The sequence below is a fragment of the Campylobacter sp. IFREMER_LSEM_CL2256 genome, assembly GCF_025771645.1.
Taxonomy (GTDB): Bacteria; Campylobacterota; Campylobacteria; order Campylobacterales; family Campylobacteraceae; genus Campylobacter_D.
In genome coordinates, this window is sequence record NZ_JAKMQQ010000009.1 from 15429 (window position 1) to 42120 (window position 26692).

Sequence of the window (26692 nt, forward strand, 5' to 3'; positions counted from 1 at the left end):
ATTAAAGGAGTGTAATTTTGAAAGTATATTTAGACAATAATGCAACAACACAACTTGCACCAGAAGCTTATGAGCTTATGAAACCTTTTTTAAAAGAACATTATGGTAATCCAAACAGCCTTCATCAATGGGGTAGTGCAACTCACCCTGCTTTAAAAGAAGCTATGGATAAACTTTATGCAGGACTTGGGGCAAGCGATTTAGATGACATCATTATCACTTCCTGTGCCACAGAGAGTATCAACTGGGTATTAAAAGGTGTGTATTTTGATAGAATTTTAAATAGCGATAAAAATGAAGTAATTATTTCTAGTGTAGAACATCCTGCAGTAGCAGCTAGTGCTATGTTTTTAAAATCTTTAGGAGTAAAAGTCATAGAACTTGGCGTTGATCATGAGGGTGTTTCTAGTGTAAAAGATCTAAAAGAAGCTATTTCAGATAAAACTGCCCTAGTAAGCATTATGTGGGCAAATAATGAAACTGGTATGATTTTTCCTATAGAAGAAATGGCTCAAATTGCTCATGAATATGGAGCATTATTTCATACTGATGCAACTCAAGCTGTTGGGAAAATCAAGGTTAATTTTGCAAAAGCTGGAGTTGATTTTGCTTCATTTTCTGCACATAAATTCCATGGACCAAAAGGTGTAGGTGGACTTTATATTAAAAAAGATATAGAATTAACTCCGCTTTTACATGGTGGTGAGCATATGGGTGGTAGAAGAAGCGGAACTTTAAATGTGCCATATATTATAGCAATGGCAGAAGCTTTAAGAATTGCAAATACTATGCTTGATTTTGAAAACTCACACATTAGAAGATTAAGAGATAAATTAGAAGATTTAATTTTAGCTATGCCTGATACAAGTGTAGTTGGAGATAGATCAAGAAGGGTTCCTAATACCATCTTAGCAAGCGTTAAAGGCGTAGAAGGCGAGGCTATGCTTTGGGATTTAAACAAAAATGGTATAGCAGCAAGCACCGGTTCAGCCTGTGCTAGCGAAGCACTTGAGAGCAATCCTATCATGGAGGCAATTGGTGCTGAAAACGATTTAGCTCATACTGCTCTAAGACTTTCTTTATCAAGATTTAACACAGAAGATGAAATTGATTATGCAGCAGAGCAAATAAAAAAAGCAACGCAAAGACTTAGAGCAATCTCAAGTACTTATGCATATAAGCCTGAAAATATTTAAAGGATAAAAAATGGCAAAGAATAATTTAATTGGCGGATCAATTTGGGATGAGTATTCTCAAAAAGTACAAGATAGAATGAATAACCCTCAACATATGGGCGAATTTACACAAGAAGATGCACAAAAAGCAAATGCAAAACTTATTGTTGCAGATTTTGGAGCTGAAAGCTGTGGCGATGCGGTTAGGCTTTATTGGCTAGTGGATGAAAAAACTGATAAAATCATTGATGCTAAATTTAAAAGCTTTGGCTGTGGTACAGCAATAGCAAGTAGTGATACTATGGTTGATCTTTGTATAGGTAAAACTGTAGATGAGGCTGTAAAAATTACAAATTTAGATGTTGAATTTGCTATGAGAGATAACCCTGAAACTCCTGCAGTTCCACCGCAAAAAATGCACTGTTCAGTTATGGCTTATGATGTTATCAAACAAGCTGCGGCGCATTATAAAGGTGTTAATCCTGAGGATTTTGAAGATCAAATCATAGTTTGTGAGTGTGCTAGAGTAAGCCTTGGAACCATTAAAGAAGTAATTAAACTAAATGATTTACATACAGTAGAAGAAATAACGCAATTTACCAAAGCAGGTGCTTTTTGTAAATCTTGTGTTAAGCCTGGAGGACATGAGAAAAAAGATTATTATCTTGTAGATATTTTAGCTGAAACTAGGGCTGAAATGGAAAGAGAAAAGCTAAAAGATCAAAGTAAAACAGATATTGCTTTTGATGATATGACCATGGTTAAACAACTAAAAGCAGTAGAGGCTGTTTTAGATAGCGATGTGCGTCCTATGCTACATGGTGATGGTGGAGATTTAGAAGTAATTGATATCCAAAAAAGTGACAATAAAAATATAGATATATATATACGTTATCTTGGAGCATGTAGCGGCTGTTCAAGTGGGAGTGGTGCAACCTTATATGCTATAGAAAATATCTTACAAGAAGAACTTAGTCCAAATATACGCGTTATACCTGTTTAAGCAGTTTTTCTGCTTAAACTTTAAATTTCAAGCCTTTTTATGTTAAAATAACACGTTAATAAAAATTTGAAAAGGCTATTTATGCAAAGACTTCAAACCTTTGTTAAAAGTGAAACTTTTCCTGGTGTTTTACTAATATTTTTTACCGTACTTGCACTCATTTTACAAAATAGTTCTTTAACGGATCAATATACTAACTTTTTAAATATTCCTTTTGGCTTTCAAGCTGGAAGTTTAGAAATTTTCAAACCTTTACTTTTATGGATTAATGATGGACTTATTGCAATCTTTTTCTTTGCCATAGGACTTGAATTAAAATATGAAGTAACAAGAGGGCAACTCAATAGTATAAAGGCTATGTCTTTACCTGTATTTGCTGCACTTGGCGGTATGATAGTGCCTGCTTTGATTTTTGCGTTTTTTAACTATAAGGATCCTTTTGCTTTACAAGGCTGGGCTATACCAACGGCTACTGATGTAGCTTTTGCGGTTGGTATTTTAATGCTTTTAGGCAAAAGAGTACCTACTTCTTTAAAATTATTCTTACTTTCTTTAGCTATTTTTGATGATTTAGGCGCGATTATTGTAATTGCTTTATTTTATACAAGCGAACTTTCAGTTTTTGCTATGATTGCTGCTTTAGTGTGTATTCTAGCGCTTTATTTGTTAAATCACTTCCATGTTACTAAAAAATCTTTTTATATCATCATAGCTATAGTATTTTGGATAAGCATGTTAAAAAGTGGGGTGCATGCAACTTTGGCAGGTGTGATTACTGCTTTATTTATACCACTTCAAACAAAAAGCGGTGAGTCTTTTTTAAAAGAAATAGAACACGACTTAGCACCTTGGGTGAGTTATTTCATCTTGCCTATTTTTGCTTTTGCAAATGCGGGAGTTGATTTAAAAGATATGGATCCAAGTTTTATGTTTTCTTCGGTTAGCTTAGGTATTATTTTAGGATTATTTTTAGGAAAACAAATTGGAGTATTTTTATTTTCATATATTAGTATAAAACTAGGACTAGCAAAACTTCCACAAAATGTTAATTTCAAACAACTTTACGGGGTTTGTATACTCACAGGTATAGGTTTTACCATGAGCTTTTTTATAGATGGCCTAGCTTATCAAAATAGTGACATTTTTGCGTATTCAGACAAACTTGCAATTTTAGTAGCTTCATTATTAAGCGCTATAGTTGGATATGTTTACTTAAAACTTATTTATAGTTTTAAAAAATGAAATTAAGAAGTTTCCAAAACTTTTTATCACTTGAAATTTTAGGAGGATTATTGCTTTTATTAGCAACGATCTTTGCCTTGCTACTTAAAAATAGTCCTTATGGACAACATTATATGGATTTTTTAAGTGTAGAAATGGGTGTAAAAGTAGGCGCTTGGGAACTTTTTAAGCCTTCTTTATTGTGGATTAATGATGGTCTTATTGCAATCTTTTTCTTTGCCATAGGACTTGAATTAAAAAAAGAATTTGTTCAAGGAGAGTTTAAAACTCTTAGTAATATTACCCTACCCTTAATGGCTGCTATAGGCGGTATAGTTGTGCCTGCTTTGATATTTTGTGCTATCAATTTTAATGATGCTTATGTTTTAAAAGGTTGGGCTATACCAACGGCAACTGATACTGCATTTGCCCTAGTTATACTTACAATGCTAAAACAACGCATACCAAGTTCTTTAAAAATATTCTTAGTATCTTTAGCGATTTTTGATGATGTAGGAGCTATTTTAATCATTGCTATTTTTTATACAGGAGAACTTTCAACTTTAGCCTTTTTTGTTGCCTTTTGCTGCATTGTGGGTCTATTTTTACTTAATCGCTTGGGCAATGAAAGGAAATCATTTTATTATATACTTGGAGCATTACTTTGGCTTAGTGTATTAAAAAGTGGAGTGCATGCAACTTTAGCAGGCATCATCACAGCTTTATTTATACCTATATATACAAAAAACAACCATGCTTTATTAGAAGAAATCGAGCATGGTTTAAAATTTTGGATAGCTTTTATAATACTACCACTTTTTGCTTTTGCCAATGCAGGGGTTGATCTTTCAAAAATTGAAGTACATATGCTATTTAGCGGTGTAAGTGTAGGGATTTTCTTAGGCTTGTTTGTTGGAAAACAACTAGGTGTATTTAGCTTTGCTTATATGGCAATTAAATTTAAACTTGCAAAACTACCAAAAGATGCTAATTTTAAACAACTCTATGGAGTTTGCATACTCACAGGCATAGGTTTTACCATGAGCTTTTTTATAGACGCCCTTGCCTATGAAGTAAGTGATATATTTAATTTTGTGGATAATTTTGCTATTTTACTAGCTTCCTTAGCTTCAGGTGTATTTGGCTATTTTTATCTGCGCTTTGTAAAATAATTAAGTTTTTTTTAAATTAAATAAGATATAATTTCATTTCTTATTTAATATTTGGCCCATTCGTCTAGCGGTTAGGACATCGCCCTTTCACGGCGGTAACACGAGTTCGAGTCTCGTATGGGTCACCACTTTTTAACTTCTAATTACAAAAATATCAAAAATAGTAATTTTCCATAACTAAGCTTAATTTACAACCAATACATCAAATAAATATTCTAAAAGTAAAAAATATAAATAAATTTACCTACTGACAAGCTTGTAAGATTTTATGAAAATACTATGGATAATAAGGCTTATCCTTTAAGAATTTATAAGATAGAATTTTAACTTTCTTTATTCTCTCCATCCTTAAAAGAAAATATAGGCAAACTTAAACCATAATATATAGCCAAAAGTCTTGCTATGGTTCCTACAATCAATGAAGCAAGAATTACCCACAACTCATCTACGCCTAAAATATACAATATATAATACAAAGCCCCTGTTAATATAGCAACACCCGCATAAATTTCTTTTTGAAATACAAGTGGTATTCTAGCACACAATATATCTCTTAATATCCCACCAAACACACCAGTAATCACAGCTGAACTCACAGCCACTATAAAACCATACCCCATTTGTATTGCAATTTGTGCACCTAAAACACTAAAAACAACCAAACCTATAGCATCTAAAATCAAAAAAAGTTTTTCAAGCCTTATAACATATTTGGCAATTTTTGTTGTAATCATAGCTGCAACACAAATTAAAATCACGTATTCGGGAGTTTTAATCCAAGTTAGCGGATGATGATCAAGCAAAATATCTCTAATAGAACCTCCGCCAATAGCTGTTACCAAAGCTATAAATATCACTCCAAAAAGATCCATTTTATGTCTTCCCGCAGCAATAGCTCCTGTCATTGCATCAACAGTAATTCCGATAATATAAAGTATAGTTAAAAGCATAATGAGTTTTCAAAAAACCCTTGTTAAAACAAGGGTTAATTTTTACTTACGATATCAATGATATTTTGAGCTACTTTTTTAGCAATAGGCTCAACAAATTCAGCAGGAGAAGTAAATCCTACGCAAGAGCAATTAATCTCACCTAAAACATATTTATCTTTACCATTTTCATCTGTATCTAAGATAAAATCAGCAGTCCAAATCAAAGGAATATCATAATTTCCAAGTTTTGAACGAATTTCAGGTAAGGTTGCTAAAAACCAATCAACCAATCCTTGCCAATCTTTTGGCTCATCATATCTATATTTTGCACCTGAAAAAAGTGTTGCAGAGAATGCATCAGCACCTTCTGCAGGCTTTTTATGCACAACATAAATTGGAGTATGATAAAGCATTAAAATTCTAATTTCACCTTCTTTGATACGCGGTAAGAAAGTCATATCTACAAGCATACCATTATCACCTATAATGTATTGCTCACAAAAATCCATAAACTCACCAAGCTCTCTTTCTTCTGTGTGATTATCTTTTGCTTCTGTGCATTTGATTTTTGCATTTAATGGCACACTTGTCGTCCCCGCTGGTAACTCATCTATCAATCTCACACGCCAAATTCCCTCACCCGTTGAGCCACGATTTTGTTTTAAAACCCTCTCACCCTTTGCTAAAGTTTTTGGAAAACTTTCTTTAAAAGTTTTGATATCATAATACGCATAAGTATCTTCAGGTACTAAAGCCGTTTTATTAAGCTTGGTAAGCGCATCTTTAGCGCCATATCCTATCATCGCATCAGGATGAGGCATACCTATAACACCATTTGCACAAAGTTTTCTAAGCATATCAAAATACTCGTTTTCTTCTTTTAAATTTCCAGGATTAATTCTAGAAACATAAGCATCAGCATTGTTTTTTACATATTCATAAATTTCATCTTTTTTTTCTACTTCAAAAAAGATAACCTCAGCATTCCAACCTTGTTCTTTTAAGGCATTTACCATAGGCATAGTATCTTTTCTATGGCCATCTTCACCTTTATCGCTACCACCTCTAACTTCAAAAAACACAATATTTTTTTTCATATTTCTCCCTTTTTAAAGATATTTTATCATCATATCTAAATAAGTATTAAATTTTTATTTGTTTTTTCCATAAACTCGTTGTAAATTTTGCAAATTTGAGCTTGCATTTAAAAGCAAAGCATCAGCCATGCAAATTGCTACCATAGCATTTACCACAACACTGCCTCTTATACCCACACAAGGATCATGTCTGCCTTTTAACTCATGTATAACATTTTCTCCTTGAGTATTTTGCGTTTGTTGGGGTAAAAATATAGAAGGAGTTGGCTTAAAATATGTTTTTATATCGATAAAGTCCCCATTAGAAATTCCGCCTAAGATCCCACCGCTATGATTGCTTAAAAACACCCCATCTTTTAGTTCATCATTATTTTGACTTCCATATATATAACTACTTTGAAAACCACTTCCTATTTCTATAGCCTTAACCGCATTTACCCCCATAATCGCATGAGCAAGTTTAGAATCAAGCTTATCATACAAAGGCTCGCCTAAGCCTTTGATAGGGTTTTTCACTCTAGTAAAAACTCTAGCACCTATGCTGTTTTTTGCCTTTTTAGCTTTTAAAATTTCATCTTTAAAACTTTGCTCTAAATTTTTATCTAAAGCATAAACTTCACTATTTTTAGCATAATCAAAATCAAACTCATCATTACTAAGTTTGCTATCAATATTTCCTATTCCAAAAACCCCGCTCATTATCTCTATATCAAATTCTTTTAAAAGCATTTGTGCCACAGCACCTGCTGCTGCTCTTGCTACACTTTCTCTAGCACTAGCTCTTCCACCGCCTCTATAATCTCTAATGCCATATTTATGATAATAAGTAAAATCAGCATGTGCAGGACGAAATACATCTTTTTCATAATCTTTTGAGCGTGTATTTTCATTATACACCAAAACACTTATAGGAGTTCCTGTTGTATAACCCTCAAAAACCCCACTTAAAACTTGAGCTTTATCTTCTTCTTTTCTAGGAGTGCTAAATTTATTTTGACCTGGCTTTCTTTTATCTAGCATTTCTTGTAAAAAATCAAAATCAAACTTCACCCCTGCTGGCATACCATCTATTATACAACCTATAGCTTGACCATGAGATTCGCCAAAGCTTGTAAATTTAAATCTTACTCCAAAGCTATTCATAGTTTTCCTAATTTCTCAAGTGCGATTTTAGCACATTGTTGTTGGGCTTCTTTTTTACTACCTGCTGTAGATCTTGCTACTTCTATGCCTTGAATTTTCACTGCGATTTCAAATTGCTTTTTATGATCAGGCCCAAAAGCCTTTACTACAATATACTCAGGTGTGCCTGCCATATTTGCCTGCGTAATTTCTTGAAGTCTTGTTTTATAGTCTTTAAATAAACTTTGTGTATCAATATGCGGATAAACTTCATTGAGTAAATTTAATGCTATGTTTTTAGTTTTTTCAAAACCTATTTCTAAATACAAAGCCCCCATTAAAGCTTCAAAGGCATCAGAAAGTATAGAAGGTTTATTGCGTCCATCATTATTTTCTTCTGCAATAGACATAAAAATACATGCTCCAAGATCAAGTTTTTGTGCTAAGGTTGCAAAAGATTTTTCATTTACCAAAGCTGCCCTAAGCTTAGAAAGGTTTCCTTCTGAATCTTTTTGGAATTTAAAAAACAAAAACTCCCCTACTACTAAATCCATCACAGCATCACCCAAAAACTCTAATCTTTCGTTATTATAAGGCTTTTTATAGCTTTTATGTGTCAAAGCTTCGATGAGCAATTGCTCATTTTTAAAATGATAACTTAATCTTTCTTGGAGTTTTTTAAGCATTTATTGACCTTTCTTCTTGGAGCTTTAAGGCTGCATTTCTTGCTAGCTCATCACAACGCTCATTTAATTCATGGCCATTGTGCGCTTTGATCCAAAAAGCAGTTATTTTATGATCTTTAGCTACATTTAAATACTCTTTCCAAAGATCAATATTTTTTTTACCCTTAAAATCTTTTTTTACCCAACCTTCAAGCCATTCATTAATACTTTGTACCATTAAATTTGAATCTGTGTATAACTTTACCTCACATGGTTCTTTTAAAGCTTTTAAAGCCTCTATAATAGCCATTAATTCCATGCGGTTGTTTGTTGTATTCTCACACGCCCCACTTTGTTCTTTTTGATGATTTTTATAAGTTAAAACATAAGCCCACCCTCCAAAGCCAGGGTTGTTTAAGCAAGAACCATCAGTATAAATTTCAATATTTTTCAAGCTTTTACCTCATAATAAATCTCACATTTTCCAAATTCATAACAAAATGGACAATGATAAAAAAACAAAGGACTTTGATTTTTACAATTATTACACACATAAGTAAAGCTAAGATTTGCACTTAGCTTATTATCGTTTAAAATTTTTAAAATTTTTAGTTTATGATTTTTGATAGGAATAGCTTTTGTGCTTAAATTTTTTGCATAAAAAAACTCATGGTATTTTTCATCTTCAAGATTAAGCGGACTTTTGCATTCATTAAGCAAATCAATGACATTTTCAAATTGAGGCATTTGAGTAAGTTTATCTTTATAATGCAAAAAGCAAAGTCTTAAAATATACTCATTATCCTTGCTCAAAGCTAAAATTTCTTTTAGTTTTTGTTCTTGCTCTTTAGAACTTGCTTGAATTTTTAAAGCTTTTATCAAGGCTTTTTCTGCATATATATTTTCTCCTAGCTCAAACAAACACTCTAAAACATCTAAAACCTTGTCATAATCTTTGAGTTTTAAATAAACAATTTTTAAAAGTTTTAAGCTTTCTTTATTGCGTGCTTTAATTTTTAAGGCATTTAACAAAGCTTCTACACTACGCTCTAAAAATCCTGCTTTTAGATAAACTTGTGCTAGTGAAAAAAAGATAAATTCTTTTTGGCTTGCTTCATTTGCTTTTTGCAAAGCTATGAGATAAATCCCCACAGCTTTTTCAAATTCACCACTTTTGGTAAAAATTTGAGCTAAGAAATTTAAATTTTCTATACTTAAATTAGCATTTTTTAAAATTTGTTGGTGTGTGGAATTAATTTCAAATTTTTTTACAAAACGATCAAGTTTGCTTTTTTGGTCTTTACTTGCAAAAATACGCCATATATAATGTGAGCTAGCTATGATAAAAACCAAAGCAGTCAAAACAATAAGACCAAATAAAGGATCGCGGTATTCTACAAAGAAAAAATCCATAACCTTACAACTTAATTTTCAAATTTATAACAATTATAGCTAAATGCTTATATAATTTTCTTTAAGGTTTAAAGATGATAGAACAAGCAAGTATAGAACAACTTTTACAAAAAACAGATATTGTTGATATCATAGCTCATTATGTTGAAGTAAAAAAACAAGGCTCAAGCTATGTTTGCGTTTGTCCTTTTCATGATGATAAAAATCCTAGTATGCATATTAATTCTATTAAAGGGTTTTATCATTGTTTTGCATGCAAGGCTGGGGGTAATGTTTTTAAATTTGTAATGGATTATGAGAAATTAAACTTCGTTGAAGCGGTGGAAAAAGTTGCTTCATGGAGTAATTTTTCACTTACTTATATCTCGCAAAAACAAGATAATAAAAAATCCATCATTCATATCTTGCCTACTCTTAATGCTTTTTACAAACAAAACCTAGCTAAAAACAAAGAAGCTTTAGCTTATCTTTATAAAAGAGGCTTAAATGATGAGGATATCAGAACCTTTGAACTAGGCTTTGCGCCAAGTTCCAATGAAACACTAAGACTGCTACAAAATGAGCAAATCACTCAAGAAGAAGCTTTAGAGGTAGGTGCGATAAAACAAAATGAAAATGGCGCTTATGCAAGTTTTATCAACCGCATTACTTTTAGTATTTATGATCATAAAAATTTGCTTATAGGCTTTGGTGGTAGAACTTTAGATGAAACAAATATGGCAAAATATGTTAATTCTCCCCAAAGCAAACTTTTTGATAAATCACGCGTTTTTTATGCACTCAATTTAGCAAAAGATGCCATTTATAAACAAAAAGAAATGATAATTTGTGAGGGCTATATGGATGCTATAGCCTTTCATAAAGCAGGATTTAAAAATGCTGTGGCGGTTTTGGGAACTGCTTTAGGAGAACATCATATACCTTTAATCAAACGATTTGAAGCAAGAGTAATTTTGTGTTTTGACAATGATAATGCAGGACTTAATGCAGCTGTGCGTTCGGCACATTTGCTAAGTTTAGCAAAAATTGATGGAAAAGTAGTCTTAATAGAAGGTGGAAAAGATCCGGCTGAACTTGTAGCAAGCCATCAAGAAAAATTACTTTTTAATATTTTAGAAAAAGGTATAGAACTTGGAGAATTTTATATAAGAAGCTTGATTGCAAGTTGTGATTTAAACTCAGCACTTAGCAAACAAAAGGCTTTAGAAGAGGTACAAAAATATACTTTTAACCTTGAACCTTTAATAGCAAATTCCTACACTACCTTGGTAGCAAATCTTTTGGGTGTAAATATTAATGATATTAAACTTTCTAAAAATACAAGAAAAATAAGCTTCATTAATCCTATAAAACAAAGTAAAATCAACAATATAAGCGAGTTAGAGCTTTTGAAATTTTTATATGAAAATAATGAAACCATAGGGCTTTTTAAGCTTTTAAGCGCAAAAGAATATTTTTTACACCAAGATATTACTAAAGCTATTTTAGAGCAAAAGAACTTTGAAGATCCTAGTATAAGAGAACTTTATGAATTTGAAAATATCAAAAACTTAAGCAATTTAGAAGAATTTTTATATGCTATTTGCAAGATCAACCTTGCATATTTTAATAAATTAAAAAGTTTAAATTTAAAACAAGCCTTTAAAAAACAAATTTATAATTTACTCAATCAAAATTTAGAAAAAATCAAAAAAAGCTATCAAAATGATGAAGTTTTTTTTAATCACTTGATAGAAGTTTTAAAAAGCGTGCATTTTTTAGATGATGAGGAAAGCTTGGAATTATTTTTAAATAGACTACAAAAAAATATCAAAGATAAAAAAGCAATTCATTATAACTTTGAAGAAGAAGTTTTTTAAATAAAAACTTGCACAAAAATTAAAAAATATTCATTACAATATGCCAAAAATTTCGAAAGGAAAAAATGAAAGCATTAGCACTTTTTAGTGGTGGGCTTGATTCTATGCTTGCTATAAAACTCATAAGCTCTCAAGGTATAGAAGTAAAAGCTTTAAATATAAACATAGGCTTTGGTGGCACAAGCGATAAAAGCGAACTCATGGCAAAACGCGCTGCTATGGCAGGGGCTAGTTTTGAAATGATAGATGTAAGAAATGCATATTTGCAAGAAGTTTTATTTAACCCTCAATATGGATATGGAAAGCATTTTAATCCTTGTATAGATTGTCATGCTTTTATGTTTAAAACTGCTCTTTCAATGTTAAAAGATGAAAATGCAAGTTTTATCATCACAGGAGAAGTAGTTGGTCAACGCCCTATGAGTCAAAGAAATGATGCTATGGCTAAGGTTAAAAAACTAGCACTTGATGAAGAAGATTTAATCTTGCGTCCAATGTGCGCTAAAAATTTACCTTTAACTAAACCTGAGCGTGAGGGTTGGGTTGATAGAGAAAAGTTAGAAAACATCAACGGAAGAAGTAGAAAAAGACAACTTGAACTAGCTGCCAAATTTGGTTTTGAAGATTTTGAAAGTCCAGGCGGTGGATGTTTGCTTACACTTGAGAGCTTTTCTAATAAAATCAAAGATTTCATTAAATTTGATAAAAATATGCAAGTTAATGACGCTCAACTTTTAAAATACGGACGCCACTTAAGACTTCCAAATGGCTCTAAAATGATAGTAGGTAGAAATGAGCTAGAAAATCAATTTTTAAAAGAATTAAAAACTCAAAAATACGAAGAATTAAGACTTTTTGATTTAATAGGTGCTTATTCTTTGGTGGATGAAAACATCAATCCACAAGATCTTGAACTTGCTCTAAGCATAGCACTAACTTATGCTAAAACTCAAAATAATACAAAATACAAAATAGGCTTTAAAGATAAAATTTTCCAAAGTATGGCTTTTGAAGATAAAAATAAAATTCAAGAATATTTTATAAATTAAACTACCCTTTAAAGGGTAGTTTTTTAGAATTTCTTTCTTCTAACCTCTGCTACAATATCAGCTGACATAGAATCAACTTCATTAGCTACAGAATTAGTCGCATGAGCAATTTGTGAGTTTTCTTTAGTTAAACCATCAATTACTGAAACAGATTGATTAATTTGTGAAATTCCTAAAGCTTGCTCCTTAATACTCTCACCCATTTCATTAATAGATTGAACTAAGATATTAGTATTAGCTTCAATCTCACCTAAAGACTTTTGAGTTCTTTCTGCTAGATTTCTAACTTCATCAGCAACAACAGCAAAGCCACGTCCATGTTCACCAGCACGTGCAGCTTCAATAGCTGCATTTAATGCAAGCAGGTTAATTTGATCTGCAATATCTCTAATAACATCGGTTACATCTTTGATATCACTACTTTGCTTAATAACCTCTTCAGTTCTTGCCGCTACTGCATTCATAGAAGCACTCATTTCTTCAACTGCAGCTGCGCTTTCTTGTAAAGAATCAGCTTGTTTTTGCGCACCATCATTAAGTTTTAAAACACTCTCTTTTAAAGCATCAGCTTTAGTTTGAAGCATTTCACCTTGACTTAGTGAAGCTTGAAGCATTTTTCTAATCTCTGCACCTACTGCATTAAGTGATTTTTCTATCTCACCTTCTGCATTTTCAAGCTTATCGGAAAAATCAAGATTTTTAAAACTTGCAAAAACTCTTTCTATTTCATTTAAATCCCTACCTATTTTTAATTCCATATCCTCAAGCATTTTGTTTAATACTTCTTTTAATTCTACAAGTTTTGGATTTACAGGATTTGCCTCTATTCTTTGAGTGAAATATCCTTTTTCTATTTCACAAGAAACTTCTAAAATATTTTGCACAGTAATGTCATCTTTTTCTAAGCAAGTTTGAATATACTGGACATTATCATTAATCACACCAGCCATTTTGCCTATTTCATCATTATATCTAGGTTTTAAAACTTCTACTGTTGCAACCTCATGATTTAGGTATCTAAAAAATTTCATTAAATGACTTTGAAGTCTTTGTACTCTAACAGAAACAATTCTTTTTACAGAAACACTGATTGCAATCACGATAAAAATAACCGCTATAACAGAACTTACCAAGATGATATTTCTAAGATCTACGATTGGTGCATACACAGATTCATTAGGCACAACAGCCAACATAGCCCAATGAATTCCAGTATTTGGCCACACTTCAAACACCCTTATAGCTCCATGATATTCACTACCATCATCTGCTATATAATCAATAGCTCCTGCATGGATAGTTTTTTGAGCTTCTATCACATGAGCTGCATTTTTATTAACATCCGTAATTTTCTTCGTAACAAAATCTGCATTTGGATGTGTAGCTATGACACCGTTGCTTGCTATTAAAATCCTTCTTGCTCCTTGATAAATTGATCTTGATGGATCATTTAAAAAATCTGCAATAGGTTTAAGATCATAAAGCATACCAACAACACCTATTGCCTTGCCTTCTTTATTTACAATAGGTGCAGCTACATTAAGTCCTAAAAATTTATTACCTTGGATGTTATACCATCTTGGTTCACCAAAATAAAGCTTATCACCACCCATTAAATTTTTAATAGCTTGTGTTGAAGCTATTTCTTCACTCGCTGCTATAGTTTGCATACCGCCAGCATTGTTTGCGTCATTATCTTTCATCAAAACCATAAATTCATTATTATTTGTAAAGTATTTTGTATCAACACCTAAATTTTTATATACAGAACCATCTTGCAAATAATAATAACCATAAGATACATCATGGTTTGCATCAATAGCTTCCCCTAGAATATTTTCTATCCTTTTTGGGTTTATAGCACCTTCTGAAATAAGATTGTTTAATGTTCTTTGAGTACCAATAGCACTTACAAATAAAGACTTGATACTTGCTTCAGCTTGATTTCCATAGCGATGTACAGAAGCTGTAAGTGTATTTTCTATCTGCGTGTTTAAAATAGCAGTAGATCTGTTAATAATAAGCAAAGACAAAGCACTCAAAATTAAAATAACAGTAATAATTGCCACGAAGACAATTTTTGCACCAAGACTCCAATTTCGCATTTTCTCTCCTTAGATATTAAGTGGTAAAATATTCTTGTTATTATAAATAATTTTTATTAAAAAAATATAAAAAATTATTTTATTTTTATTTATTTTATAAGAATTATAATTACTTTTATTTTTTATCGCTTAAAATACTATAAAATAGGGGGGGGGGTAATGGATTTTTAGTTAGTATTTTTTACTATTTATATTTAAAATATATTAAAAGTTACAAAATCACTTTGTCCATTTTCACTAATAATATTAAGAGTATATTTACCTTTTTTTAAATTTAAGGCCAAAGATTCTTCCTTACCTTCGAAAATTAGCTCTTGATTTAAATACCAAAAAAGCTTTTCTTTTCTAGGATTTGTAAGCTTTATTAATAATTTTTGTGAACCTTTTAAATCTTTTGGTAAAATGATATTAAGATTATCTAATGGATAAATAATTTTTAAATTTTGATTATAATTTTGCAAATTTTGCCTTTCTTTTGCAAAAAACGCTTGTGCATTAGAAGGTAAATTTAATATAATCTTTTTCTTTGCATGGATGAAATTTTCATCTAAAGAATCAATTTCTTTGTTTTTATACATAAAAACTTCTTTTAAAAATGGTGAAGTCCTTAAAACATTTGCACTTTGTGGGTAAAGCACCTCTTTAAAATCAAATTTATAATCATATCTATATCCTGTTTGATTATCTATCTTTATAGTAACCAAATCACTAGGTTTTTCAAATTCTAAATTAACTCCCTCAAGTAAGGCTAAAAGCTCAAAAAACAACTCTCCTGCTATATTTACACCATATAAATTTGCATTTGCTTCGCCATTAAAATTTCCAACCCACACTCCTAAAGTATATTTAGGAGAAGTTCCTATAGCCCAGGCATCTTTTCTCCCATAACTTGTGCCTGTTTTCCAAGAAACGATGGTATTAAAATCATATTGTCTTAAACCTGCTCTATCTAAATCCTTTAAGGTTTGTAAGGTTAAAAAGCTTGCTCCATCACTAATAAGCTTTTTATCTTCTTCAGTAAATGCATTTTCTTCATATAAAAGTTCTTTAAAATTTCCATAATTTCCAAGCCCTAGATAAATTTTTACCATATCTTCTAAGCTAAATTCTTTTGTACCTAAAATCAAAGAAAGTCCGTATTTTTTAAAATTTTCATCTTCAAAATCTAAAATATCTTTGAGCTTATAAAAAAACTTCTCATGCCCATATTCTGCAAGTAAGCTTACAAAAGGGATATTAAGTGATTTTTGCAAAGATTCTTTTGCGCTAATAAGGCCATGATATTTTTTATTTGCATTTTGCGGGGCAAAATTAGAAAAATATGTAGGCACATCAAGCATTAAAGACTCAGGCACTACAAGCCCCTTATCTATGGCAAAAGCAAAAAGCAAAGGTTTTAAGGTTGAACCCACACTACGCTTTGCCATCACCCCATCAACTTGACCAAAACTTGCAAAATCATAAAAATCATTAGATCCTACATAAGCTAAAACTTTATTTGTTTTGGTATCTGCTAATAATATAGCTAAATTTTTTATACCCTTTTGTTCTAATTTGTAAGAATATTCTTTAGCTTTTTCTTCAAATTTGATTTGAATTTTTTTATCTATACTAGAAACAATTTTTTCTTTATCAGTTAAAAGTCTACGCGCTAAATGTGGAGCTAAGTTTTTTCTTGCTTTAAAACTAGGAAGTTTTTCAGCCTTTGCAAGAGTTAAAATATCTTTAGAAAAATATCCCTTTTCAAAAAGCCTATCAAGCAAAGCATTGCGTTTTTTTAAAAGTTTATCTTTGTTTTTTTCAAGATTAATCAAACCTGGATTATTAGGAAGCACAGCAAGCAAGGCTGCTTCACTCCAAGTAAGATCTTTTAAATCTTTTTCAAAATAAAACAACCCCGCACTTGCAACACCTACTAAATTTCCTCCATAAGAGGCATTGTTTAAATAAAGCTTTAGAATTTCATCTTTTTCATAAGCACTTTCTAAAGCAACAGCTTTGATGATTTCGTTAAATTTATTAAAATATGTACGTTTATTTTGCTCTAGAAGTTTGATTGTTTGCATAGAAATCGTACTTGCACCACTTCTTTTACTTGAAAAAAGATTATTTATAAAAGCTCTTATAAGTGCTAAAAAATCTACTCCATAATGAGAATAAAAATTTTTATCTTCATACAAAATAACTGCACTTTTTAATTTTTGTGGTATAAAATCACTCTCTAAGTGCCATTGTTCATTAGCATCTAAAAATACACTAAGAATTTCTTTGTTTTTATCAAGTAAAACCTTGCTATAAGTGCCTTTAAATAAATCCTTGCTATCAAAACTAAAATAAACTAAGCCTATGTAAAAACATAGGCTTAAAAAGCATATTGCAAGGCTTATTTTGATTTTCACTGCACCACTTTGACTCTTTTACTCTCACTTAAAGCTTTATAAGCATTATCATACATTGCCTCAGCATAAGCTCCACTCAAAGTATAAACACCTGGAGTAACAGCACTTAATTTCACAAAAAATTCTCTTGATTCATCAGAATATAAAGGAAAGAAATACATGATTTTATCATCTCTTATATCGACAAAATCATAATAAGAATTTTTCACAAAATCAGGAGTTTCATCATCTAAAAGATCATGCACTATCTCCCATCCACTTGGTAAAATTTGAGTTAAAGCTATATTAGAAGCGCCTGGATAATTTTTATTTGATATTTTTAATTTCATATAAAAAATTTGAGAACTTTTTATAGCACTTTCATCTATTTCATTTCCATTTTCATCATAAAAACTTCTTTCTATATACATACGCTGCGCAAAAGGCTCGGCAATACCTTTTTTAATACCCTCTACCCCAAAATGTACATAAGTATCTTCTTTAGCTTCTATCAAAGCGCTGCCTTGATTAAACTCAAATTTAGAAAAAGTTGTATTGAGCTTTTTATCCTCACCATTAATTTTTACTCTTGTATTGATAGTTTTAGAGTTTTCATCACTAAAACTATTTGCCAAAGCATATAAAGCATAACCTGTGCTTTGAGTACTAAGCCAAGCTTGGCTTTCTAAAGTTTTTTTAATATCATCTAATAATTCATCATTATCTTTACCATAGATTATTTTATACGCATTTGCAATAATAGCTTCATCTCTTAGAAAAGATCCATAGGTGTGAGTATAATTAGCTTTTTCATCAGGCTTTGTGCTTAAATTTTTAGCTATATTTAAAGCTACCCCATCAAAACCTGCTAATTTATAAGCTGCACTAAGTTGCCAAAGACTTGTATTGTTTAAGCTTTGTAAATAAGCACTATCTTCATAAATAGCATTCATTATGCTTAAATTTGGCTCTTTAGCTAAGGCTAAAAGATATAAAGAATTTATTCTAATTTCTTTATTTGTTTGAGCTTTTAAAACATAGCGTTTTTGATAATCAAGCCATGCTTTAAACATACCCTCACTCACATAATAGCCTCTTTCTTTAGCCAAAATCATAAACATACCCGCATAATTACTTCCCCAAGCATCAGAATCTTTAAGTCCTTGCCAATAAGCAAAGCCACCATTAGCAGTTTGGAAATTTGCGTATTTACTTAACAATGCATTGATATTGTTAATATTTTTTTGCTCATTTGCTCCTTGATCAAGTTTTTGTAAAAAAAGTTGTGGTAAAACTGCTGAAGTGCTTTGTTCTATACATCCATAAGGATAATTTTGCAAGTATTTTAATCTATGATTTATATTTAAAATAGGCTTAGAACTCACACTTAAAAACGCCACTGGATTAATATAATCTTGTGTGATTTTAAACTCCATAGAAGTATTTGCAGGAATTTTAAAAGATTTACCCTCATAAGTAATGGTATTTAGCGCTTTTATGTCAATTTGAGTATTTTGAGTATAGGTGTAATCTTTTGCATTTAAACTTAACTCTATTTCTTCTACTCCAAGCTTGTTTGAATTTGCTTTTGCATTAACATAAATATCTTTGCTTTTTTCATTACCAAAGTCAATTAAAATTTCATCTTTTTCAAAATTTATGAGTGAATTTTTTGTTTTTAATTTAAGTTTTGCATTTTTTACATCATCATCTACTTTAAATACTTGCACCAAAAACTTAAACTCATCATCAAGCCTTAAAGCCCTTGGCAAAGTTTCAAGCATTACAGCAGGTGCGCTAACTTGGATATCTTTAGAAGCACTACCAAAACCTGCTAAGTTGTTTGCCACTGCCATAACTCTAACCGAACCTAAGTATGATGGCATATTAAATTTTAATTTTGCATAACCATTTTCATCACTTTGTACTGGCTCTTGAAACAATACAACAGGTTTAAAGCGTCTTGCTTTTTCATCATTTTTGCTTTTATTTGCTCTACTTTCTAAGAAAACATCACCGCCCGTAGTTAATACCTTGGAAGCATTAGAAATATTTTTAGCAATGATTTTATCATAGGTATCATATATACTCATGTTAAAGCGTGTTTTTTGGTAAAAATACCCCCAAATATCTGGGGTTTTAAAAGCATTCACATCAAGCAAGCCCTCATCTACAATAGCTACAGTATAAGTATAACTTTGCTTGTTTTTACTTTGAATTTCTACTTCAAAATCTTGTTTTGGCATGATTTTATCCGGTACTTTTAAATCAAGTTCAATTTTACTTTGCTCATCTACTACATTTAAAGGCACCACACCAAAAAGTCTTAAGGCTCTATCATTAGTGTATTGATCATAATCTTGAAGTAAAATCACGCTCACATAAACATTTGGCATATATTCTTTAAGAATAGGAATTTCAACCTTTGTAATATCTTCATGCGTATCTATCACAAAGCGTTTTAAAACCTTTGCATTATCATTTAAAGTAACAATAGCTTTTGCACCCTTAACACTTTCAAATTCTATAAAAGCTGTTTCATTTGGCTTGTATTCTTTTTTATCGCTTTTTATTTTTAAAGAACTCACTATATCAGCATTACTTGGCGCACCAAAACTACTAATATAAAAAAACTCTCCTGTGCTTGTTTTACTTTGTACATCTTCAAGTTCTATGAACATTTCACCATTATATTCTTTTGGATCAAATTCTATTTTAACCGGTTTATCCTTACTTAAAATACTTCCTTGAGTAATGATTTGTGTGTTTTTATCTTTTTTGAGTGATTTTAAAAAATCATCATAATTATCATAATCCCACCACCAAGAATAATCATTTGCATAAATAGTATATTTAATTTCCCTATTTGCTATCAAATTCTCATCTAAATCACTCACAATGGCTTCAAAATTGATAATAGAACCCGAGCTTAAATAGTGATTTTTTAAACGCTTAATACCTACAAAATACTCATGCAATATCACTTGTGAATTCACAAGCGCTTCAACCGATCTTGAACCTTTTTCAAAAACCCTAGCCCTTATGCTAGCTTCTAAATTATATGGGGTATTTTTTAAAAAGTCATTTAAAGTAAATTCTTGCTTTGTAAAGCCATTTTCATCTAACATACCTTTTAAATTATCTTGATATTTTTGTACTAAAACACTAGGATTTGAAAAAATATATTCTGGGTATTTTAAATTTTTATATTCTTTTTTACTTACAAATAAATCAGCTTGATATTGTAAATTACTTGCTGGTGTTCCAAAAAGATATTTTGAGCTAATATTAAAATCTAATTTTTCATTTTCTTTTATACTTTTTGGAGCTTGCATGGATACTTTTATACGATTTGACACTATATTTTGTACTAAAATTTCTTTATCAAAAACCATATTTGCAAATTCTACTCTAGCTAAATACACTCCACTTAAAGCTTGTTGATCAAGTGAAATCTTTTTATAAAAAGTTCCATTACTTAAAGGTTCAAGCTTGATTTTATCCAAAAGCTTTTTATTGCGTGGGTCAAAAAAACTTAAAAATATTGGATGATTAACAACTCCTTTATCATTTCTTGCAACCATAGTTAAATGGATATCATCACCTGGTCTATAAACCCCTCTTTCTGTGTAAATAAATACTTTATTTTGAGAAGTTAAATCAAAACCATCAACATCAAAACCATCATATAATAAAGGTGAACTTAAGCGCAAGATAGAAGCTTGTTTATCTTTTGAAGCAATGATAAATAAAGCTTTTGATTCATCAATATCATCAAAAACAGCCAAACCATTATCATCACTCATTTTAGAAGCTAAAACTTGATTACTTTTGCTAATAACATCAACCTTAACCTCACCTAAAGCCTTTTGCGTGGTAAAATCTCTCACATCTACAAAAAGCTTTTTATTTAAATTTTGAGCAATCAAAGCTATATCTGAAAAAATTAAGTTCTTGCTTACTTTTGCTTTTTGGTTAAAAAATCTATATTTTTTCCAACTCTCCATTCCCTCATCAAAAACATAATCAACATCTTCTTCTTTAAAATAAAGCTTGACTATAAACACACCGCTTAAATCTTTTAAACCATCTAATACGATCTCATTTTCTTGCCATTGATTTTTGGTATTTTTTATATCAAAGTCTTTTTTTAACACTATTTCACTAGTATAATCACTCTCTGAAAAAATATCACTATCATAATCGCTTAAATTTTTAGCACCTTGAAGATTTTTATATCTTAAATATTCGCTTAAGTTATTTGAAAATACTTGATGAACTTCCAAACGAACTTTTTTAATATTCATACTCTTAAAAGCTATTTTTTTACTCGCTTTGCTAGATAAAAATACCCCTTGATTTGTAAAACTTATAGCAGGCTCATAGTCTTTTAAACTTACTTGAGTTTTATAATTTTCTTTTGTACTAATTTCATCAGCGCTTTTAATCCCTTGAGCAAGTTGAATTTCATAAGTTTTATTTGGAGAAAAATTACCTGTAAGCTTGATTTTATTTCCAAAAGCTAATGCCTTAAAATCTACTTCTGGGGTAATAAAAATCAATTCTTTTAAATTCTGATCTTGTGAAATATTTTGAGAAAAAAGCAATTCTATGTTTTTATTAACTATATTTGCATTTTGAAAAACAAATTCGCTCTTTGCAAGCAAAATATACTCTAAATCTATATTTTTCTCTAAACCTAAAATTTCTTTATCAAAAACTACTTTTACATTGGTATTAGTATTTTTGATACTTAGTGCTTTAGAATATATACTTGCTATATCACCTTGGATAATGATTTTATCTATTTGAATTTCTTTTTCTTGTGCAGTAATTTTAATAGCTTTTAACAATTCATCTTTATTAAGAGTATAAAAACTTTGAATATTTAAAAGCAATACACTTGCATCATTTGAAATATTTTGAAAATATCCTTTAATATCTAGTTTTTCAAAAGGAGTTTGGACTTTTAATTGCACTTTTTCATTTGCTAAAATATCATTTAAATCTATAAAAATATCATATGCTCGATTTGCTTTTAAAGCTGTAAAAATATTTAATCTTGTGGGTGTTTCAAGCTCATATTTTACTTTTGTCTTTTGATTATTAACAATAATTTCTCTTTCTTTTATAATGCCTATTTCTTGATTAATAATATTAGTATTAAACTCTATAAAAATACTTTGCGTGTTTTCATTAAAACCATAAGCTCTTATAGCAGAGCTTTTATCTTCATTTTTAGAACAAGCAAACAATAAACTTGCAAGCAAAAATGCAAAAAAACAATGTAAAAACCCTCTCATAAATACCTCATTTTAGTAAATTTTTTAAATTATATCTAAATTCACTCTTGCTTCACTCAAAAAATTATATAATTCTTGCATAAAAAATAAAGGAGAAAAAATGAAAAAGAAAATCGCTACATTATTAACAGTTTTAGGTCTTTCAAGTCTTGCTTATGCAGATGGAATTTATGGAGTGATAGTAGATGTAAATGATGGTGCAAAAACCATTTTAATTGACACCACTTACGGTCAAAAAATGAATGTAAAAATTCTGCCAAATACTGAAATTGATATGGATGATTGTGGTATTTTTGGTATGGATAAATACGGCACTTTTAGAGATTTAAAAGTAGGAACTTTTATAGAAGCTGAAGTTTTCCATGGCTATGCTCAAACAACACCAAATCCACAAACACCAAATCAAGTTCAAAATATAACTGCTAAAGAAATCAAAATCGAATGCAAAAAAAGAGCTTATTAAGCAAAATAACTCCTAAAAAGGAGTTATTTTAATGCGTTTTTTTCTTATACTAGTTTGCATTAGCACTTTTGCATTTGCTTATAAAATTCAAGGCATCTTAAAAAATACCACAGCTCACACAATAAGCATTCAAACAAGTTTTGATAATAATTTAATCATCACAATTTTACCCCAAACACGTATTGATGTTTATGGTTGTGGAATTTTTGGAAGCAATAAAAAACAAGCTAATGTACAAGATTTAAAAAAAGGAAGCCTTGTTAAAATTAAAGGCAGTAAAAATGGAAGTATTATCATCGCTGAAAAAATTATAGTTGAATGCGATAATCAAAGAAGAGCTTATTAAGATAATAGCTCTTCTTTGTCTTCTTTATTGATTTTTTCTATATAAAGACTTTGCGAAGGAAAAGCAAAGCTGAGTTTATTTCTTTCAACAATTTTCATTAACTCAAGCAGAATACTTTGTCTTGCCTCTCTAAAACCACCTGCATCTACTGCTTTGGTATAAAAATATACTTCTATATCAATAGAACTTGCACCAAAACCACTCACAGCCACATAAGTGTTATTTTTATACCCTTCTAAGTCATTTACTGAAACTAAATTTTGTCTGTATCTAGCGCGTGTTCCACCATGATTTAACGCACTATCATCAACTTGGGCTATCAAAGGACTAGTAGCTAATAAATATCTTATATCTTCTACACATTGTTCAAGTTGCTCAGGTCTTGCATCATAAGTGACACCGATAAATAATTTTACATGGCGTCCTATTTTTCTTTTGCTCCAATTTTTTATATTTGTTCCCATGATAGTTGAGTTTGGTAAAAATACTAAAGAATTATCAAAAGTTCTAATAGTGGTTTTTCTAAGTCCAATTTCTACTATGGTTCCTTCTATACCTGAAATTTCCACCCAATCGCCTTGATTAAAACTATTATCAAAAAGCAAAAGCACGGAAGCAAAGAAATTTGCGATAATATCCTTAGCTGCTAATGCCACAGCTAAACCACCAATACCTAAAGATGCAATTAATGCTGAAATATTAAACCCTAAATGCGCTAAAACAAATAAAACAGCTATCACTATAATGATAAAATATAAAATTTTAATGATTAAATTAACCACTTCACGCTTACCACTTTTTTCAGCAAGCTTTGCAACAATCACCATGCCATAACTATCAAAGATATTTATCACAAGCCAAGCAGTTAAAATAACATAAGCAATAGATAAAATATTGCTAATTCTTATATCTACAGGCGCAGGATAGTAAAAAATAGTAAAACAAATTCCTATAGCATAAGCAAATAAAAACCAACCTACCGGCCCTTGAAGTTTTTCTAGAAAATGAGTTTTTATCTCCATATTAGCTGAATTTTTTCCAAATAAGCGTATAAGTATAAAATATAAAATCTTTGCTAGATAAAATTTCAAAGAATAAAAAAAGACAATTACAGCGATAGAAATGACTATTTTTCCAAGATTTACGCTACTAATAGAAGTTTGTTCATTGATATAATTAATCGCATTTTGCAAACCCAAACCTGTAAATAAAAAATTAGTTTCAAGCAAACTAGCATTGTTTCTTAAATAAACTAAAATTTCATTATAAGATTTTATAGCATTTCTTAAATTATTTTCATTGATTTCTAAGGTTCTAAGCTGAGTAATATCATTAATTTTTTCTTTATCTAAGGTAAAATTAAAAACCATATCTTCTTTGAGCACATCAATACTTTTATCAATAATGCTTCTTATAGTCTGACTTTGCGCTCCTTCGATAAAAACTTTTTCTAATTCAAAGATGCATAGGTAAAAATGTTCTGCAGAGGTTAAATTTAAAAGTTTAATTTTATTATCTACATAATCATAATATCTTTTCTTAGCTTGAGTATTTTCAACACTTTTTTGCAAAGCATTTTTGGTTTGTAAAAAGTCTTTCGCCTCTTTATCATCAATTTTTTGAGATACCATTTTTAAAGGTAAAGTAGTTAAAATTGCAGCTTTTTGTTTTTCTATTTCTTTAATATTATCTTGAAATTCACTGCTATTTGTATCGCTATTTTTAAAACTTTCTAAAAGTAAATTTAGCTCTATGTAATTTTGCACTAGGGCAAAAATACTATTTTTATCCTCTAAAGCGTTTTTTTCTTGTGCATATAAAGCATTAACAAATAAAAAAAGCAAAATAATGCTAAAAATCTTTTTCATGGTTTTCTCGCTCTCTCTTGAATTAAAACAAAATTTTCAAAATTAAAATCATACTCATAAATTTCACCCGTTTCTATGATGTAATACCAAGCATGGAGTTCAATTTCTTTTTTATTTAAAGCTTCTTCAACGCCTGGATAAGTTAATAAATTTTGCAAAGAATTTACCAAATTCATTTTTTCAGTCATCCAAGAACGCATAGCTAAATCACTACCTGCAATCTTTAAAACCTTATTTTTTATAGGCTCAAGCAAAGTAAGCCATTTTTTGACATTAGGCATATTTTTTAAATCATTTTCGTTTGCATATAAAGCCGCGCAGCCTCCGCAATTACTATGACCGCAAACTATAATATTTTTTATATGTAAAGAATTAAAAGCATATTCAATAGCTGAAGTAGTTGCTAAAAAATCATCCCCGACTCTATAAGGTGGAACGATATTGCCTATATTTCTTACAACAAAAAGCTCGCCTGGACCTGTATTAGTGATTAAGTTTGGTATCACTCTTGAATCAGCACAACCTATAAAAAGCGTATGAGGATTTTGTTTGTTTTTTAAACTTTCAAAAAGCTCTGCATGCTCTTTAAAATCTTCTTGCATAAATTTTAAAGCACCATCGATCAAGTCTTTCAAGAATAGTCCTTTTTTGTATTTTAACAAGACATTATACTAAAATTATTTTTACTTAAACCAAATCAATAAATTTATTTTTTTGTTATATTTTTATGTAGTTTTAATCTTTCATTTATCTTTTTTTTGTAAATTTTGGTTTTAAAAATTATTGGAGGATTTTAATGAGTCTTTATGATAGAGATTATTCTAACTCTAAAACTCAAGAATTTGAAGGTTATGCTAGAAGTGATTTAAGCATTTTTATAAAACAAACTTATCAGCTTTTTGCTGCTTCATTATTAGCTGCAACAGCGGGCGCTTACATAGGAATTTTTGCCCTAGCGCATTTATTTGCACAATCTCAAGCAACTTTTTGGATTTTATTTATTGTTGAAATTGGTTTATTGTTTGCATTACAATGGAAAAAAAGAGAAGCTCCGCTTAATTTAATTTTACTTTTTGCCTTTACTTTTGTTTCAGGGCTTACTTTAACACCACTTTTATATTCAGTTTTAGCACTTCCTGCAGGGGCTAGCATCATCGCTCAAGCTTTTGCTTTAACAACAGTAGCTTTTGGTGCTTTAAGTGTATTTGCTATAAATACAAAAAGAGATTTTACTATGATGGGAAAAATGCTTTTTATAGCTTTAATCGTTATCGTAGTGGCTTCTTTAATTAATCTATTTTTCCAAAGCTCACTTGTGAGTTTAGCTATTTCTGGTATTGGTGCAATTTTATTTTCTTTTTACATCCTTTATGATACTCAAAACATCATTAGAGGAAACTATGAAACACCAATCGAAGGCGCAGTTGCTCTTTATCTTGATTTTATCAACCTTTTCATCTCTCTTCTTAATATTTTAAGAAGCTTTAATAGCAGATAAAAATTTGCGAGATTTTTTCTCGC

Annotated in this window: 19 protein-coding genes, 1 tRNA gene and 2 pseudogenes; 10 read left to right on the plus strand and 12 right to left on the minus strand. The window is 30.3% G+C overall.

Going from position 1 to position 26692, the window contains the following annotated elements; all coding sequences use genetic code 11:
- Window positions 1-17 precede the first annotated feature (17 nt).
- From L8U00_RS05655 to L8U00_RS05675, 5 genes are all read left to right on the plus strand, one after another.
- Window positions 18-1196 carry a NifS family cysteine desulfurase gene (locus L8U00_RS05655; protein ID WP_263708827.1) on the plus strand — a complete coding sequence of 393 codons (1179 nt, stop codon included), beginning with the start codon at window positions 18-20 and terminating at the stop codon, window positions 1194-1196.
- Between the two features lie 10 nt (window positions 1197-1206).
- Window positions 1207-2178, plus strand: a complete 972-nt coding sequence (locus L8U00_RS05660; RefSeq protein ID WP_087685319.1) for an iron-sulfur cluster assembly scaffold protein — start codon at window positions 1207-1209, stop codon at window positions 2176-2178.
- An 81-nt stretch (window positions 2179-2259) separates the two neighbouring features.
- Entirely contained in the window at window positions 2260-3420 is a 1161-nt protein-coding gene (gene nhaA / locus L8U00_RS05665; protein ID WP_263679575.1) for a Na+/H+ antiporter NhaA, read from the plus strand.
- Window positions 3417-4571, plus strand: coding sequence for a Na+/H+ antiporter NhaA (gene nhaA / locus L8U00_RS05670; RefSeq protein WP_263708828.1), 1155 nt, complete (start codon window positions 3417-3419; stop codon window positions 4569-4571). Before nhaA (L8U00_RS05665) ends, nhaA (L8U00_RS05670) begins: the two co-directional genes overlap by 4 nt.
- Window positions 4572-4624: 53 nt before the next feature.
- Window positions 4625-4699 (plus strand) — tRNA-Glu (locus L8U00_RS05675).
- A gap of 195 nt (window positions 4700-4894) precedes the next feature.
- Here L8U00_RS05675 and L8U00_RS05680 read toward each other — a convergent pair.
- From L8U00_RS05680 to L8U00_RS05705, 6 genes are read right to left on the minus strand one after another with little or no spacing between them, the layout of a single operon-like run.
- Window positions 4895-5521 (minus strand): trimeric intracellular cation channel family protein, encoded by a 627-nt coding sequence (locus tag L8U00_RS05680; RefSeq protein WP_039629140.1) that lies wholly within the window; start codon window positions 5519-5521, stop codon window positions 4895-4897.
- Between the two features lie 35 nt (window positions 5522-5556).
- A complete protein-coding gene (locus L8U00_RS05685) occupies window positions 5557-6600 on the minus strand; it encodes a Cj0069 family protein (RefSeq protein ID WP_263679573.1) in 1044 nt (347 codons plus the stop codon).
- Window positions 6601-6654: 54 nt separating this feature from the next.
- Window positions 6655-7743 carry a chorismate synthase gene (gene aroC / locus L8U00_RS05690; RefSeq protein WP_263664063.1) on the minus strand — a complete coding sequence of 363 codons (1089 nt, stop codon included), beginning with the start codon at window positions 7741-7743 and terminating at the stop codon, window positions 6655-6657.
- Window positions 7740-8408, minus strand: coding sequence for a ribonuclease III (rnc, locus tag L8U00_RS05695; RefSeq protein WP_263708829.1), 669 nt, complete (start codon window positions 8406-8408; stop codon window positions 7740-7742). Before rnc ends, aroC begins: the two co-directional genes overlap by 4 nt.
- Window positions 8401-8841, minus strand: a complete 441-nt coding sequence (gene rnhA, locus L8U00_RS05700; RefSeq protein ID WP_039668930.1) for a ribonuclease HI — start codon at window positions 8839-8841, stop codon at window positions 8401-8403. The genes rnc and rnhA overlap by 8 nt, the downstream gene beginning before the upstream one ends.
- The gene (locus L8U00_RS05705) at window positions 8838-9800 is read right to left on the minus strand and encodes a hypothetical protein (protein WP_263708830.1); all 963 of its coding nucleotides are present in this window, start codon (window positions 9798-9800) and stop codon (window positions 8838-8840) included. Before L8U00_RS05705 ends, rnhA begins: the two co-directional genes overlap by 4 nt.
- 74 nt (window positions 9801-9874) lie before the next feature.
- On the opposite strand from L8U00_RS05705, the gene dnaG reads away from it, so the two are divergent.
- Both dnaG and L8U00_RS05715 read left to right on the plus strand, forming a co-directional pair.
- Complete coding sequence (gene dnaG / locus L8U00_RS05710; protein ID WP_263708831.1) at window positions 9875-11659, plus strand: DNA primase; 1785 nt, start codon at window positions 9875-9877, stop codon at window positions 11657-11659.
- Between the two features lie 65 nt (window positions 11660-11724).
- Window positions 11725-12708, plus strand: coding sequence for an MnmA/TRMU family protein (locus L8U00_RS05715; protein WP_263708832.1), 984 nt, complete (start codon window positions 11725-11727; stop codon window positions 12706-12708).
- A 23-nt stretch (window positions 12709-12731) separates the two neighbouring features.
- On the opposite strand, the pseudogene L8U00_RS07830 reads toward L8U00_RS05715, so the two are convergent.
- The 4 genes and pseudogenes from L8U00_RS07830 to L8U00_RS05730 form a co-directional block, all read right to left on the minus strand.
- Window positions 12732-13112, minus strand: a pseudogene (locus L8U00_RS07830) (methyl-accepting chemotaxis protein); the annotation flags it as partial.
- A 1068-nt stretch (window positions 13113-14180) separates the two neighbouring features.
- Window positions 14181-14813 (minus strand): annotated as a pseudogene (locus L8U00_RS07835) (PDC sensor domain-containing protein); the annotation flags it as partial.
- A 194-nt stretch (window positions 14814-15007) separates the two neighbouring features.
- Window positions 15008-17212 carry a penicillin-binding protein 1C gene (pbpC, locus tag L8U00_RS05725; protein ID WP_263708833.1) on the minus strand — a complete coding sequence of 735 codons (2205 nt, stop codon included), beginning with the start codon at window positions 17210-17212 and terminating at the stop codon, window positions 15008-15010.
- A complete protein-coding gene (locus L8U00_RS05730; protein WP_263708834.1) occupies window positions 17209-22494 on the minus strand; it encodes an alpha-2-macroglobulin family protein in 5286 nt (1761 codons plus the stop codon). The genes pbpC and L8U00_RS05730 overlap by 4 nt, the downstream gene beginning before the upstream one ends.
- A 100-nt stretch (window positions 22495-22594) precedes the next feature.
- On the opposite strand from L8U00_RS05730, the gene L8U00_RS05735 reads away from it, so the two are divergent.
- On the plus strand, window positions 22595-22957 hold the full coding sequence (locus L8U00_RS05735; RefSeq protein ID WP_263664050.1) for a hypothetical protein: 363 nt from the start codon (window positions 22595-22597) through the stop codon (window positions 22955-22957).
- 31 nt (window positions 22958-22988) lie between these two features.
- Window positions 22989-23303: a hypothetical protein gene (locus tag L8U00_RS05740; protein WP_263708835.1), complete on the plus strand. Its 315-nt coding sequence runs from the start codon at window positions 22989-22991 to the stop codon at window positions 23301-23303.
- On the opposite strand, the gene L8U00_RS05745 is transcribed toward L8U00_RS05740, so the two are convergent.
- Entirely contained in the window at window positions 23300-25171 is a 1872-nt protein-coding gene (locus tag L8U00_RS05745) for a mechanosensitive ion channel family protein (protein ID WP_263708837.1), read from the minus strand. The genes L8U00_RS05740 and L8U00_RS05745 overlap by 4 nt on opposite strands.
- Window positions 25168-25806: a carbonic anhydrase gene (locus tag L8U00_RS05750; RefSeq protein ID WP_263664047.1), complete on the minus strand. Its 639-nt coding sequence runs from the start codon at window positions 25804-25806 to the stop codon at window positions 25168-25170. Before L8U00_RS05750 ends, L8U00_RS05745 begins: the two co-directional genes overlap by 4 nt.
- Before the next feature lie 161 nt (window positions 25807-25967).
- Between L8U00_RS05750 and L8U00_RS05755 the strand changes: the two genes are divergently transcribed.
- Window positions 25968-26669: a Bax inhibitor-1/YccA family protein gene (locus L8U00_RS05755; RefSeq protein ID WP_263708839.1), complete on the plus strand. Its 702-nt coding sequence runs from the start codon at window positions 25968-25970 to the stop codon at window positions 26667-26669.
- The last annotated feature ends 23 nt before the right edge of the window (window positions 26670-26692 follow it).

Bases quoted from the DNA above. Each gene is read 5' to 3' on its own strand.
- L8U00_RS05685 (WP_263679573.1), bottom strand. From the start codon at position 6,600: ATGAAAAAAAATATTGTGTTTTTTGAAGTTAGAGGTGGTAGCGATAAA.
- L8U00_RS05705 (WP_263708830.1), bottom strand. From the start codon at position 9,800: ATGGATTTTTTCTTTGTAGAATACCGCGATCCTTTATTTGGTCTTATT.
- nhaA (WP_263708828.1), top strand. From the start codon at position 3,417: ATGAAATTAAGAAGTTTCCAAAACTTTTTATCACTTGAAATTTTAGGA.
- L8U00_RS05755 (WP_263708839.1), top strand. From the start codon at position 25,968: ATGAGTCTTTATGATAGAGATTATTCTAACTCTAAAACTCAAGAATTT.
- L8U00_RS05715 (WP_263708832.1), top strand. From the start codon at position 11,725: ATGAAAGCATTAGCACTTTTTAGTGGTGGGCTTGATTCTATGCTTGCT.
- nhaA (WP_263679575.1), top strand. From the start codon at position 2,260: ATGCAAAGACTTCAAACCTTTGTTAAAAGTGAAACTTTTCCTGGTGTT.
- aroC (WP_263664063.1), bottom strand. From the start codon at position 7,743: ATGAATAGCTTTGGAGTAAGATTTAAATTTACAAGCTTTGGCGAATCT.
- L8U00_RS05735 (WP_263664050.1), top strand. From the start codon at position 22,595: ATGAAAAAGAAAATCGCTACATTATTAACAGTTTTAGGTCTTTCAAGT.
- L8U00_RS05740 (WP_263708835.1), top strand. From the start codon at position 22,989: ATGCGTTTTTTTCTTATACTAGTTTGCATTAGCACTTTTGCATTTGCT.
- dnaG (WP_263708831.1), top strand. From the start codon at position 9,875: ATGATAGAACAAGCAAGTATAGAACAACTTTTACAAAAAACAGATATT.
- rnc (WP_263708829.1), bottom strand. From the start codon at position 8,408: ATGCTTAAAAAACTCCAAGAAAGATTAAGTTATCATTTTAAAAATGAG.
- L8U00_RS05680 (WP_039629140.1), bottom strand. From the start codon at position 5,521: ATGCTTTTAACTATACTTTATATTATCGGAATTACTGTTGATGCAATG.
- L8U00_RS05745 (WP_263708837.1), bottom strand. From the start codon at position 25,171: ATGAAAAAGATTTTTAGCATTATTTTGCTTTTTTTATTTGTTAATGCT.
- L8U00_RS05730 (WP_263708834.1), bottom strand. From the start codon at position 22,494: ATGAGAGGGTTTTTACATTGTTTTTTTGCATTTTTGCTTGCAAGTTTA.
- L8U00_RS05660 (WP_087685319.1), top strand. From the start codon at position 1,207: ATGGCAAAGAATAATTTAATTGGCGGATCAATTTGGGATGAGTATTCT.